Below are 14,346 nucleotides of genomic sequence, written 5' to 3' on the forward strand. Positions count from 1 at the left end.
AAACAAATTCACTAATATAAGTAAAATCTAAATAAAAACGGATAAAGAGAAAATAACAAAAATATTAGCGGAAAAAGGTAAAAAATCTTGCAAATATACGAAATTGAGAAACCAACATTCGGGAGATTAAACGAGATAATCAGCTAATCTAAACTGAAAAAAATCGAAAAAATTTATATCGATTAAACTTTTTAGGATTCAAAATGTTTTAAGGTGAAAAATTTTGAGAGAAGATATTTTGAATGAAACATTTGATGGGACATTTCCTTTTGACCCCCATTTCAAAATGATTAACGGTTTTCGAATGCACTATGTTGATGAGGGCGAGGGGAAGCCCATAGTCTGTTTACACGGAGAACCCACTTGGGGCTACCTATACCGCAAATTCATCCCGCCACTGTCTGAAACAAACCGGGTAATTGTACCGGACCACATGGGATTCGGTAAAAGTGATGTGCCACAGGACAAGCCTTACAATCTGGCTCAACACATAGATAACTTAACCAAGCTTCTTCTCGAGCTGGACCTCAAAGAGATAACTTTGGTGGGGCAGGACTGGGGTGGACCGATCATGTTTGGTTTCGCTGTCAACCATCCGGGGAGAATTAAAAGAATGGTCATAATGAATACTTGGTTAGGGGTTGCACCTGAAGGTACTCGTACTTGGGTAAGCAATATGGAGGAAAGTGGAACTTACGACGGATTTTTTGAAAATCTCCGAAAAACACTACCCATATTACTTGAGAGAGGTGGTGTGGGTAAAGATACCAAAGTTACCGACACCATGATTCGGGCTTACACGGCTCCATTTCCCGATGCAGCGTCCACCATCGGCGCAAAAGCCTTTCCGCGCGATATTCCAGTGGGCAAAAATCATCCCAGCGCAAATACCATGCAAAGCATTATTAATAAATTAAATATTTTGAATGATAAACCTAAGATAATTATTTGGGGACTACAAGATCCCGTTTTTCCAAAAAAAACTGTGGAACTGTGGCGCAAAGTATACCCAGGAACAGAAGTCCACGAGTTACCAGAAGCGAGTCATTTCCTTCAGGAGGACGCCCCAGATAAAATAGTTAAATTCATTCAAGAATTTCTACGAAAGAATCCATAGTGGCTTGAGTAGGGGGCAAAGTAATAAATATTATCTGGCGTAAAATCAAGAATGAATCTTTAAAGTGGTAGTAGCTATTTCCAATTCTTTCTTTTTTTTGATGGCAAGGCTTACGGAAAATATGCTTTTCAGGCTTAATAAAAAGAATTAGAGAAGATTTTTCTAGCTTTTTGGTTAAAGCCTATATGCCATAATTCCCGCAAATATAAGGGCTACCCCACCAAAGAGGCTTCCAGCAAGAGGTATCCATAGTGCTAAGACAGAAAGAGTTAGTAGTATGATCCCGATTATGAGAAAGATTGCTGCAGCTCTTCTGCTTTTTCCATTACTTAGGAAGCTACATCCGATAAAAGAAATGAAACCTAACGCAATAGGAATTAGGGCGGTAATAATAGCATCAAAACTAAAAATAAGGCCGCTGAAGAGGCTGGCAAAGGGTATCAATGACATAAAAGAAGTTATATATGCGGGTATCCAAATGCCAGTAAGAGCGTCAGCAATTGTTAGAATGCCTCCTATAATGCCTGTAACGTATGTAGCTGTTTCGTAATCTACCATTGACTAAATCCTCCATAATTTAAAATAAATTAGAGTTTTAATAAAGTTAATTTGTTGGAAATTTTTGGTTAGCTGTAATGAAGGACGTGAGAGGAGTTGGTGAAATCCTTTACGATTCCTTGGAGTGCATGGTATGGAAAAGAGGAGTATGTTCTCGAATTTCCAGACACTTGGAACGTTCGAGAATTTAGTATGCAAGACGCAAAAGAGATTACTAATTTGGTAGAATTAGAAACTGCGTTAAAAAACCCGATTGGCGCACCCCCTATACAAGAAATTGCTCGGGGGAAGAAAAACGCGGTGATAGTGGTAGAGGACATTTCCCGGCCTATGAGGGCAGGACCCATTTGTGAATTGGTTTTGAAGGAGTTAAATGAGGCAGGTATATCCAATGAGAATATCACACTAATAGCAGCTCTGGGCGCACACCGGCCCATGACCAGGGAAGACTTCATAAAAAAGGTGGGAGAGAAAGTGGTGGACAGCGTTAACATCGAAAACCACCACCCATACGAGAATTTAGTGTTTTTAGGAAATTCGAATATGGGAACACCCATCTATCTAAATAAAACCTACCACGAGGCAGACGTGAAGATTGCAGTAGGAACAGTTATTCCCCATCCGCTCGCAGGATTTGGCGGTGGAGCAAAAATAATACTGCCCGGAGTTTGCGGCATTCAGACGCTTGAGGCAAATCATCAAGCCGCCGTCAAAGGAATAGGAGTAGGCTTAGGATTTATCACGGAGCTAAGGAAAGACATTGAAGATGTTTGCGTTAGGGTGGGACTCGATTTTAGTATAAATCTGGTTTCTACGATGAAGCGGGGAATCGCGGGGATTTTTGCAGGGCACTATATTCAGGCACACAGGAAAGCTGCTGAGCTGGCAAAAAGAGTTTATCACACGGAGTTACCGAAATTGTCTCCTGATGAACGACTGGACGTTGGATTTTTCAATCTTTATCCTGAGGACACTGAACTCTCGCAAACGGTAAAGGGATTCCCAATATTTTTCAGTGCCCATGAACTATTCAAGCGTGGGGCAGCTATTATTTTTATGACAGCGGCTACGGAAGGACGGGGATATCACTCCTTAATTGGAGAAACCGGGGGCCGGCTGTATCAAAATTGGGGTGAGCATCTCTTGTTCCAGGCCCTGTCAGACAATCCATTTGGTATATTTTCCCCAAATCTCAGTAAGGCGGATATTTTCCATTACTACCCAAAAAGAACGATTTTCCACAAGGATTTTAAAAAAATGGTTCAAGACCTTGAGAAAATTTGCGGCCCATCACCGAGAGCAGGCATATTTCCCACTAGTATCCTACTCACATAAAAGGAAAAGGTGAAAAAATAGGTTCTCATTAATTTTTAAATTATTAAAAGAATTTTTAACAATAAGGAATTTTTAAGGAGAATAAAAAGGGTATTCAGCGTACCACCAGAACTGGTATCTCCGCCCATCTCACAATTTTTTCAGCACTGCTTCCCAGCGTTACTCTTTTAACACCGAGAAGTCCTCTGGTTCCCACAACTATTAGGTCCGCTCCCTCTCTTTTTGCTAGTTCCACCGTAACCGCTGCTGTGTCACCCGTTTGAACTATCTTCTTAACCAGTAAATTTTCTCGAGTCGCCTTTTTCTCAACACCATCGAGGATATCATTTGCCCGTTTTTCAAGCTTCTCTTGAATCTGACAATAAATATCACTAGTAGGCTCCTCAATGCAAGCCACAGACTCCATGTTAACCACACTTATTACGATAAGTTCAGCGCCAAAACTTTTAGCAAGATCTATGGCATGTTGAACAGCCTTATCAGAATATTCGGACCCATCAGTAGCCACCAATATTCGGCTATACATGACATCACCTCACATATCAATAAATTTACTTAGGAACTTTCTACCACCACCTTTTTAAATTTTAGCGTAAAAAAGTTCTCTAACAAAACACAAATTAAATAAACTGAAAAAATGTTTGAAAAAATAATATTAAAACACTATTCAAAAGAGATTCTCTTATAAATTATTGTTAGTTCTGTTTGTATTAGTAGATATTTTTGTAAGCGGTATTAAATCTTATTTACTGAATAGTTTTGGTGCAAGAGCTTTTCTAATTTCTTCTATTATCAGAGCACTACTACTGACCAGAAGCACTATTAACCAGCCACCTAGAGGCAACGGTGTAATTTCAAAAAGCTGCTGGAAAAACGGAACATAAACAATAGAGATATTCAAAATAAAGGAAAAAATCAAACCAATAGCGAGGTACTTGTTTGAAGTAATCCCAATTTTAAACAGGGAATATTCTCGAGACCTAACATTTAACGCGTTGAAAAGCTGGAAAAAAATAATAGTATAGAAAGTCATTGTTCTGGGAATTTCATAACCCTCAAAAATAATTAATGGTCCCAGCGATTGAATCCCCAGATAGTAGACAAACACTGTCCCAATAGCCATAATTGAAGCCAGAAAGGCTATCTGATAAAGCACACCCCGAGAAACAATTCTCTCCTTAGGAGGTCTGGGAGGATCCTTAAGAACATCCCTATATCGAGGTTCAACCGCTAAAGTCTTATCACAAATCCCATCAGTCACCAAGTTAATCCATAAAATCTGAAGAGGTAAAAAAGGTAGAGGAAAACCCAGAAGAAGAGTAGAAAACAGTACAATATCCTCCGCTATATTAGTAGCTAAAAGGTATAAAACCACTCTTCTAAGATTAAGAAAAGTAGTCCGACCCTCCTCAACAGCCCCCACAATAGAGGCAAAATTATCATCCGCCAAAACCATGTCCGAAGTCTCTTTCGCAATCTGAGTACCACTTATACCCATGGCGATACCAATATTCGCCTCCTTCAAAGCAGGAGCATCATTAACGCCGTCACCACCCATAGCTACGATGTGTCCTCGATTTTTAAGGGCTTTTACGATTCGGAGCTTGTGGCGGGGCTCGGTTCGGGCGTAGACTTTTACCGATTCTACAATTTTTTGGAATTCTTCTTCTGGGATGTTGTCTAGTTCTCTTCCTTCTAGGATGATGTCTTTTTCGGTCATTATTCCCATTTCTTGGGCTATGGCTCTTGCAGTTTCACGGTGGTCTCCGGTAATCATTACTACTTTGATTCCGGCTTTTTTGCATTTTGCTACCGCTTCTATGGCTTCTTTTCTTGGAGGGTCGACCATTGCTACTAATCCTAGAAATATTAGGTCTTTCCCGCAGTCTTCTCGGGCTAGGCGATAGGTTGCGCTTCCCACTACGCGGTAGGAGATTCCTAAAACGCGGTAGCCTTTGGCGGCTAATTCGTAGCTTACGTCCAAGACTTGTTTTCGGAGTTTATCTGTTATCTCAATTGCTTTGTTATTGATGTAGATTTCGTTACAGAGGCTGATTATTCTTTCTGGGGAACCCTTGGCGTAAACATGCTTTTCTTTCTCTGCAAAATCATGTACGGTGGTCATGCAAGCTAGTTCGGATTCAAAGGGGATCTCGTCTATGCGGGGGGTTTGCCTCTCTTCCTTTTCCTTGTCGATTCCCCCTTTAGCTGCTGCCACCACTAGTGCTCCTTCAGTGGGGTCTCCGAAAATGGAGTATCGGCCGTTTTCTGAGACTAGGTAGGCATCGTTGCATAGTGCCATTGCTTTTAGGAGGAGTTGTAGATGTTGGTTTTCCTGCGGTTCTATTATTGCCCCGTTCTTTTTGAAGTTGCCTATGGGTGTGTATCCTTCTCCAGTTACTTCTATTAATTCACCGTTTAGGTATAGGGCGCGCACCGTCATCTCGTTTTTGGTGAGGGTACCAGTTTTATCGGTACATATTACAGTTGCGGAGCCCAGAGTTTCCACAGCCTGTAGGTTGCGGATAATGGCGTTTCTTTTTGCCATTATTCTAACTCCGATGACTAGGACTATGGTTATCACGGCTAAGAGTCCTTCAGGAATGCTGGAAATCGCTGAGGCTAACGCGAATAAGAGAACATCGTAGAGGGGTAAGCCTCTTAGGAAAGCTAAAATCGCTTGGCTTGACGCTAATATTATGGCTAGGATCGCAAGATAAATGGCTAAGCTCGATATTCTTTTCTGTAGCGGAGTTTTTTCCACACCAGCTTCCGAGATTTCTCTGGCAATTTTACCAATTTCGGTATACATACCGTTGGCGACCACTACTCCGGAGCCTCTTCCACCAGTTATACTGGTTCCAGAATAAACCATGTTTATCCGATCCACCAATGGAGTGTCTTCAGGTAGCTCCGCAGTTATTTTCTCTTCAGAACCCGGTTCTCCGGTAAGTATAGATTCTTCCACTCGCATCCTCACCGAGGCAAAAAGCCGAATATCTGCAGGAACTCTGTCTCCGGTGGCTAGGATTACTATATCTCCGGGGACAAGTTCATCGGTGTTGACTTTTCTCTCTTTACCCGCTCTCATCACGACGGTTTTTGGTGCAGATAATTCCTTGAGGGCCTCTAGCGCCTGCTCTGAGCGGTATTCTTGGATGAATCCGAGAATAGCGTTGATAAATATTATAATAATTATCACTACGGCATCAAGGATGCTCTCTCCTACCAGTGAGATTATTGCAGCCAGAATCAGAATGTAGTTTAAAGCGTTCTGAAACTGTTTAAAAAATAGTCGAATGGGAGAGAGTTTTCTTATTTCCTCAATCTTGTTTGGCCCATATATTTTCTGTCGTTTGAGAATCTCTTCTTCATTCAAGCCACTAGGGCTAGTTTCCAGAAGCTTCATAACCTCCTCTGTGGGCATACTGTGCCAGTTCTTAATCTCGATTATTAGAAAACCCTCCTTTACATAACCAGCATAAATCGTGACTTAGTGGAATTCGTAACAAAACAATGTTTAAACTAATTTTACAAAAGAAAAAAAGAACTTTAAATTTTTCTAATGAACATTAATTAAACAGTATCTTTGAAACTCTAAAAAATTGCTCCCCGTAACAATAAATTCTGTATAACACCTAGTACATTTTAAAAAGTGTAAGGATGGCTGAAAATGATAAATCAGAAAAACAAATCATAGACTCAAAACGGGTCGTGCAAGAAGAATAGGAAGCCGATTTTTGAGTGTTTTGTTTATGGTAGCATTATGACGTATTTTTTATGATAGAGCTAAAAATCGCACTTTTGTAATATTTGTCTCTCATTGAACTACATAGCAAAAAAGAAAAAAATTACATATTTAATAGTTGTAATCAAAAACGGATAATCTGACCCCAAACTGCGAAAAAGAGTATATTTTGGCTTTTTCGATGAACACTCTTCGTCGAAGAAAAAAATAAAAAGCGTTCCTTCAAAAAAGGGAGGAACATTTTTGCGGAACGGTTTTCAAGTATCAAATACGTACAGAAAAAATGTTTAGTATTCCTTAGGGTAATCTCATTCGCCTGATTTTCAGGAACAGTCATCAACATTATCTACTGAATAGCTTGGGAGCCACTGCTTTTCTTATCTCTTCTAATATTAGAGCGCTGCTACTGACCAGAAATACGACGAACCAGCCATGGAGAGGCAATGGCATAATTTGAAAGAGGTCCTGGAAAAACGGAATGTAACCGATGGAGATGTTCAATACAAATGAAATGACCAGTCCTATAATCAAGTACTTGTTTGAGAAAAATCCAATCTTAAATACGGAATACTCACGGGACCTCGCGTTCAAAGCATTGAAAAGCTGGAAGAAAATAATTGTAAAGAAAGTCATGGATCGGGGCTCTTTGTAACCATAAATAAACACCCATGGGCCCAAGGACTGAATAGAAAAATGGTAGACAAACAACGTTCCAATAGCCATAATCGTAGCTAGGAATATCAGCAGATATACCACACCCCTAGTAACAATCCTCTCCTTAGGGGGTCGAGGAGGCTCTTTAAGAACATCCCGATCCCTTGGCTCAACCGCCAAAGTCTTATCGCAAATCCCATCGGTAACCAGATTAATCCACAGAATCTGCAAAGGTAGGAAGGGCAGAGGGAAACCCAACACAAGAGCAGAGAATAATACCATCATCTCCGCAATGTTGGTTGTTAAAAGGTAGGTAACCACTTTTCTCAGGTTATCGAAAGTTGTTCGCCCCTCCTCAACCGCCGCCACAATGGAGGCGAAATTGTCATCAGTCAAAACCATGTCCGAAGTTTCCTTGGTAATCTGAGTCCCGGTTATGCTCATAGCAATGCCAACATCTGCTTCCTTCAGGGCAGGCGCATCGTTAACCCCGTCTCCGGTCATGGCTACTATTTGACCCCTAGCTTTTAATGCCTTGACGATTCGGAGCTTGTGGCGGGGCTCGGTTCGGGCAAAAACTCTAACGGACTCCACTATTTTTTCGAATTGTTCATCGGAAATTTTGTCTAGTTCTCTCCCCTCTAGAATCAGTTCTTTCTTAGTTATTATCCCAACTTCTTCAGCAATAGCCCTCGCGGTCTCTCTGTGATCTCCGGTGATCATAACCACTCTGATTCCGGCGCTTTTACACTTTGCAACCGCTTCTATGACCTCCTTCCGGGGAGGGTCAACTATTCCCACCAATCCCAAGAAAACTAGGTCTTCGCCACACTCATCGGGGACTAAGCGGTATTTTGAATCCTCCACAACCCTGTAGGCTCCTCCCAGAACCCGGTAACCCGTGGCTGCCAGTTCGTGGCCTGCCTCCAACACTTGATTTCGCAGTTCATCGGTTAACTCCACAAATTCGCCGTTGATGTAGATCTCGTTACAAAGTTGAACCATTCGTTCCGGGGCTCCCTTGACGTAGATGTACCTTTCCTGGTCTGTAAGCTGGTGCACAGTGGCCATACAGGCCCTTTCAGATTCAAAGGGGATCTCGTCTACGCGGGGAGTTTCTTTTTCTTCCTTCTCCTTGTCGATTCCTCCCTTGGCTGCGGCCACCACGAGTGCTCCCTCGGTGGGGTCGCCGAAGATAGAGTGCCGACCATCCTCCGAAACTAGGTGAGCGTCGTTGCACAGGGCCATGGCTCTCAGAAAAAGTTGGAGGTGGGGGTGCTCCTTGGGATTTATTACGGCACCATCTTTCCGGAAGTCTCCTACAGGTGCGTACCCCTCACCAGTGATTTCTATAATTTCGCCGTTTAGATATAAGGCACGTGCCATCATTTCGTTTTTGGTTAGTGTCCCGGTCTTGTCGGTGCATATCACTGTCGCGGAGCCCAAAGTCTCCACAGCTTGTAGTTTGCGGATGATGGCGTTTCTCTTAGCCATTGTCCTGACCCCGACCACCAGAACTAAGGTGATAACCGCGATGAGCCCTTCGGGAATGGCAGATATTGATGCGGCTAGTGCAAACATGAGAGCATCGTATATAGCGATACCTTTTAAAAATGCTAAGAGTCCCAAGCCGGTTGCAAGTATTACGGCGAGGATTGCGAGGTAAACGGCTAGATTCGTTATTCTCTTCTGGAGGGGGGTTTTTTCTTCACCAGCCTCCGAAATTTCCTGGGCGATCTTCCCCATTTCGGTGTTCATACCGATAGCTACCACGATTCCGGAGCCTCGGCCCCCGGTGATGGTAGTTCCAGAGTAGGCCATGTTTCGCCGGTCTACCAGAGGGGTGTCTTCGGGTAGCTCCCCGGTGAGTTTTTCTTCGGAGCCTGGTTCGCCTGTAAGTATGGCTTGCTCCGCACGTAGCCTTGCCAAAGTGAGGAGGCGCATGTCTGCGGGCACAATATCTCCGGTGGTGAGAACCACTATGTCTCCTGGGACGAGGTCCTCGGTGTTGACTTTTCTTTCCCTGTTATCTCTTATCACGGTGGTTTTGGGTGCTGCAAACTGTTTGAGAGCTTCAAGGGCCTTCTCGGAGCGGTATTCCTGAACAAAACCTAGAGTGGCGTTTATGAAGATTATAATTATGATTACTATGGCGTCTATGATGTGGTCTCCAATGATTGAGATTGCTGCAGCCAGAGCTAGAATGTAGTTTAGAGCGTTCTGGAACTGTCTGAGAAAAAGTCTGGGAGCAGATAGTTTCTTTACTTCCTCGATTTTGTTTGGTCCGTATATTTCCCGCCGTCTTAGGACTTCCTCCTTGGTCAAACCCTTAGAACTGGTTTCTAAAAGTTTGGTGACCTCTTCTATAGGCATACTGTGCCAGTTCTTGATCTCGATAATTTTTATGCCCTCCTATTTTTACCCAGTTAATCTTTTGACGATTTGTGAGGCTGGCAGGATGGACCTGTATTATTTATGGAAGAAGCAGATATGAGTATTATAAATTTTTCTCAGAAATATAGGGCACGTGCAATGTCCTCTGTTAGTGAATTGAGGAGACCATTCTGGCAGTTCCACTACCGAGGCGTATAGTGCCAAATTAGACAGTTTGTAGCTTCTCTTCAGAAACACAAATATCCTACTAAAATTTATTTTATTTCTAGGATATAAGGAGTGATAAGGTGATTTTTATGCGAACTACACCCATCGGTATTGTAATGTTTAACGATGAGAGGAAACATGTTTACAAGCAAAATAATTCCGAATGCATGGAAGTCGTTCAAAGGTGGGCGGAAATAATTCGGAAAGGCGTGAAAAACCTTGACGAAACATCGCTAGAAGTGGTTACCGGATCCGAAATTGTAACCTCTGTCCGAGTCGCCCAAAAAGTGGGAGAGGAGCTCTCAAGGGCAAACTGTAAACAGATTATTCTCTGCTACTATGTTTGGAATTTCCCATTCTTTGTGTGGCCCTTCGTAAACAGTGTAGGCAGAGACAAGCCCATACTCTGCCTTTCAAACAATAGTGGCAAATTTCCGGGAAACGTGGGACTGCTTGCAACGGACGGAGCTCTGCGCCAAGCGGGATTTAGAACCCATCGCATTGTAGGCGACATGGATGACCCCGAAATACGGGCACAAGTATTCGACTGGATTCGAGCATCTCAGGCATACACCACCATTCAGAACGAAGTTTATGGAATGTACGGCGGCCACAGTATGGGCATGGAAACAGGATTTTTCCACCTGGTCCCAATAGTGAAGACTTTTGGTACGACGGTTCGCCAGATTGACCAATTGTGGCTCGTGGAAAAAATGAAGGAAGTGGATGATAAGGAAGTGGAAAAGGGGTTAAAATGGTTTGAAGGACTTTTGGGAAACCGTATAAGGTATGACGGGAAAATGTTGACGCCGGAAACTTTAAAGACGCAGATACGCCTTTACTTGGCTATGAGTATGGTTAACGAGGAGAAGGGATTTGACTACTGTGGGTTGAAGGGGCAGCGCGAACTAACAGAATACGTTTGCCTAGGGGACGTGCCCGAGATGCTTATGAATGATCCTTATGATTGGAATGGTTCCAAGGAGCCTACAGTCTGTGCCACTGAGGCGGACTCATTGGCTGCGGTTACCATGCAGCTCCTAAAATACATTAGTGGGGGACTTCCGGTACTATTTATGGATGTGCGATTATATCACCCGGACAGAGACTTGTGGGACTTTTGCAATTCTGGAAATCACGCCAGCTGGTATGCCTCACAGAGTATGGATCCTAAGGAGAATTTTAAGAAGGTGACTTTTCACCCAGCTATGGAGTATTACTTTAAGGCGGGTGGGGCTTCGGTGGAGTTTGACGCTGCTGCGGGTGAGATAACTTTTGCTCGGCTGGGTTTGTGGAATGATAAACTTTACATGGTTATGGTGTTGGGTGAGGCTCTTGAACTTTCACCAGAGGAGCGGAAAGCGTTGAACCAGCAGACTGATCCCACGTGGCCACATGTTCACGCCAAGCTTCATTGCAGCTTTGATGAGTTCTTAAGCGTCTTCCCGAGCAACCATATTTTGGGAGTTGCCGGTAATTGTATTCGTTCATTGATTTACCTGTGTGAAATTGCGGGAGTTGAACCCATAGTTCTCGGGCCTGAATCACAGAAACGAATTCCACCAATCTGGGAGCGTATATCACAAATTTAAAACCACTAAAAAATTTGAAAAACTGCTTAAACGATATTTAATCTTCAGGATGAATCTTAGATTTTGGTGTTATTCTTAGGGCATAGGCAGGAGATTCCTTCAAATCCTTTGGCAGGGTGATTACCAAGTCCTCACCCTTCTTTTTCCAGTTTAAAGCCTCAATTTCTCCCAGGAAGTGAATAGTAGCATCCTTTTCTGCCTGAAGCGACCTTATCGTAACTTGATTTTGCTTCGGTCTATCGAGTAGGAAAATGTATAGTGATTCTTGTTTGTGTGTAAACCTTACCGCAATCCCTTCATCGGTAATTCCCTCAGCTTTGACCCAGGGTCGTGTATCGAATACGGCTTCTCCATTAATATCAAGCCATCGCCCCAGCTCAATCAAGCGCCTCAGTTGCAGTTCCGGTATGGTTCCGTCAGCCATGGGTCCAACACCCAGCAGGAGGTTACCATTTTTGCTAACGATGTCCACGAAAGAGCAGACCAGTTCTTTTAACGGAATAATGTGTTCTAGTCCTTCATTGCGGTTGTAGCCGAAGGAGTATCCGAGTCCACGGGTGCACTCCCATTTCTCAGTCCAGATTTGGTCGAATGAAGCGTATTCCGGTGTTCTAAAGTCAAAGTGTACACTGCCCGGGGGACTAAGCAGGGCAAAACGGTCATTTATCACGCCGTCTGGTACCTTGTTATAGTAGTAAGCGAATAATTCATTAAGATTAGCTGCTGCGGGATACCCTATATCGTCCCAAAGGACTGAAGGCTTATAGCGATCTATTAGTTCATACCAGTGACTGTTGGCATATTCCAAATATTCTGGAGTCTGGGGAATAGCGGTAAGCAGGCTCTCAAAATTTCGAATCACAGTATCATTGAAAGTATAGTCTAGTCCACCCGAATAGTATAGCCCCATTTTCATTCCCCGAGCCCTTACGGCCTGAGTTAACTCCCCTACTAGATCGCGCTCGGCACAGTAGTTTTTCTTTTTTAAATTCTGGATTTTACTGGGCCATAGCAGGAAGCCGTCATGATGTTTGGTTCCGAGAACTACGTAACGTGCACCAACTTTCTGAAATAGATCAGCCCACTCGTTTGGATCCCAGTTCTTAACTGCTTCATTAAACATTGGGACAAAATTATCATAGGAAAAGTTTTCTCCGTAGGTTTTAATGTGGTACTGCTGGGAGGGACTGTCTTTTATCCGGATGGAGTTGGGATACCATTCAGCGTAGGGATTTTTGGTAAACCAGCTTTCCCAGCCTTCTTTTGCCACCACTTCTTGGAATTTTCCTGTGGTAGGTGCCCAACCCGGAACTGAGTATAGGCCCCAGTGGATAAAGATGCCCAGCTTGGCGTCGTGAAACCAGTCGGGAACCTTATGCCTTTTTAGAGACTGAAGATTTGGTTTATATCTCATAGCCTTACCCTCAATAAATTAGTTTGGTTACTTTCACCCTAATAAGATTTTTTAAAAGTAGGAGAAAGATAAATGTTTACTTGAGGATGCGGTAAATTTAACTAGTAAAAGAATTGTCGTTAGAGGAGATATTTTAATTTAGAATGGAGGTATCGGTATATGTTGAAGTTTGGTACTGTAGGACCCACGTTTCCTCCTATCGAGCGTATTCCGGAGCAGGCTAAGAGACTGGAGGAGAGAGGATACGACTCTATATGGTTCCCGGATCATCTTATGGGATGGTATCCTCAGAGCATTTGGACTCCGGATATTGTTGGCGCATTTGCACAGTTCAGTCCCCATGTGTTCTTTGAAACAACCCTATCAATAGCGTTAGCCGCCTCAACTACGAGTAAAATCCTCATTGGTTCCGCTGTGACCGAGCCTATTAGACATCATCCTGCAATGCTTGCTCAGAGCTATGCTACTCTAGAGCATATTACTAATGGCAGAGTGATACTGGGAATAGGAGCGGGAGAAAAGGAGAACTGTGAACCCTTTGGCTTAGATTACACTAGGATCGTAAGCAGGCTTGAGGAGGCTTTACAGATTATACGACTCTGCTGGAACTCGGAAAGAGATGAGCTCCTGAACTATGATGGAAAATTCTGGAAACTGCGTGACGCTGTTTTTGAGCTACCTCCACTGAAAGACAGACCCCCGATATGGATCGGCGGAGCGGGGCCGAGAATGGCTGAGCTGGTGGGCAAATACGCTGACGGCTGGTTTCCATTCATGATTGACTATGACAATTATAAGAATAGACTGCAGATTATTAAAGAAAACGCGAAAAAATCAGGAAGAGACTACAATAAAATCACAAAAGGACTCTACACTAGTCTAATCATCGATGAAAGCCATGATGAGTGCATAAGGTGTATGCAAGCACCTATAATTAAGGCGCGAGCCCTCACAACTCCCTCTGCAATATTTGAAAAGTATGGGTACGAACATCCACTCGGAGAGAAGTTTTATGGCTTAACCGACTTTGTCCCCTCAAGACTAACTAAAAAACAAGCACTTGAGGCGATTGAAAAAGTGCCCATAGAAGTGGTGCAAGAGGCTTACATGTGGGGTACACCCGAGGAAGTTATCGAAAAAATAGATGGATACGTTAAGTTGGGAATGGAACACATCGGTGTGTGGAACGAAACCTATTTCGGAGATCCAACCAAGGTAAGCAGCTCTTACCGCTGTCTGGGACAAGTAATGAAATACTTTAAAGAATCCCAATAAACCGTTGTCCGAAACTTACCCATTTAGGACACCGCCTAAATGGTGTTCGGTT

General features: G+C 43.1%; 9 protein-coding genes. 4 read left to right on the forward strand and 5 right to left on the reverse strand.

All coding sequences use genetic code 11. From position 1 onward, the window contains the following. Positions 1-223: 223 nt before the first annotated feature. Positions 224-1,117, forward strand: a complete 894-nt coding sequence (locus ACUVXA_RS06925) for an alpha/beta fold hydrolase (RefSeq protein WP_445870516.1) — start codon at positions 224-226, stop codon at positions 1,115-1,117. Between the two features lie 174 nt (positions 1,118-1,291). On the opposite strand, the gene ACUVXA_RS06930 is transcribed toward ACUVXA_RS06925, so the two are convergent. Beyond that, the gene (locus ACUVXA_RS06930) at positions 1,292-1,675 is read right to left on the reverse strand and encodes a hypothetical protein (RefSeq protein WP_445870517.1); all 384 of its coding nucleotides are present in this window, start codon (positions 1,673-1,675) and stop codon (positions 1,292-1,294) included. A gap of 99 nt (positions 1,676-1,774) precedes the next feature. On the opposite strand from ACUVXA_RS06930, the gene ACUVXA_RS06935 reads away from it, so the two are divergent. After that, complete coding sequence (locus tag ACUVXA_RS06935; RefSeq protein ID WP_445870524.1) at positions 1,775-3,010, forward strand: lactate racemase domain-containing protein; 1,236 nt, start codon at positions 1,775-1,777, stop codon at positions 3,008-3,010. A 94-nt stretch (positions 3,011-3,104) separates the two neighbouring features. Here ACUVXA_RS06935 and ACUVXA_RS06940 read toward each other — a convergent pair whose 3' ends face one another. The 3 genes from ACUVXA_RS06940 to ACUVXA_RS06950 form a co-directional block, all read right to left on the reverse strand. Then, positions 3,105-3,536 (reverse strand): universal stress protein, encoded by a 432-nt coding sequence (locus tag ACUVXA_RS06940; RefSeq protein ID WP_445870518.1) that lies wholly within the window; start codon positions 3,534-3,536, stop codon positions 3,105-3,107. A gap of 216 nt (positions 3,537-3,752) precedes the next feature. Next, complete coding sequence (locus ACUVXA_RS06945) at positions 3,753-6,437, reverse strand: cation-translocating P-type ATPase (RefSeq protein WP_445870519.1); 2,685 nt, start codon at positions 6,435-6,437, stop codon at positions 3,753-3,755. Between the two features lie 663 nt (positions 6,438-7,100). Continuing rightward, positions 7,101-9,785 (reverse strand): cation-translocating P-type ATPase, encoded by a 2,685-nt coding sequence (locus ACUVXA_RS06950; RefSeq protein WP_445870520.1) that lies wholly within the window; start codon positions 9,783-9,785, stop codon positions 7,101-7,103. A gap of 317 nt (positions 9,786-10,102) precedes the next feature. Between ACUVXA_RS06950 and ACUVXA_RS06955 the strand changes: the two genes are divergently transcribed. Beyond that, a complete protein-coding gene (locus ACUVXA_RS06955; protein ID WP_445870521.1) occupies positions 10,103-11,605 on the forward strand; it encodes an L-fucose/L-arabinose isomerase family protein in 1,503 nt (500 codons plus the stop codon). Between the two features lie 37 nt (positions 11,606-11,642). Here the strand turns inward: ACUVXA_RS06955 and ACUVXA_RS06960 are convergent, their stop codons facing one another. Further along, positions 11,643-13,019: an alpha-L-fucosidase gene (locus tag ACUVXA_RS06960; RefSeq protein WP_445870522.1), complete on the reverse strand. Its 1,377-nt coding sequence runs from the start codon at positions 13,017-13,019 to the stop codon at positions 11,643-11,645. 159 nt (positions 13,020-13,178) lie between these two features. Between ACUVXA_RS06960 and ACUVXA_RS06965 the strand changes: the two genes are divergently transcribed. Next, positions 13,179-14,294 (forward strand): LLM class flavin-dependent oxidoreductase, encoded by a 1,116-nt coding sequence (locus ACUVXA_RS06965; RefSeq protein ID WP_445870523.1) that lies wholly within the window; start codon positions 13,179-13,181, stop codon positions 14,292-14,294. The last annotated feature ends 52 nt before the right edge of the window (positions 14,295-14,346 follow it).

The organism is Candidatus Jordarchaeum sp. (assembly GCF_052745115.1).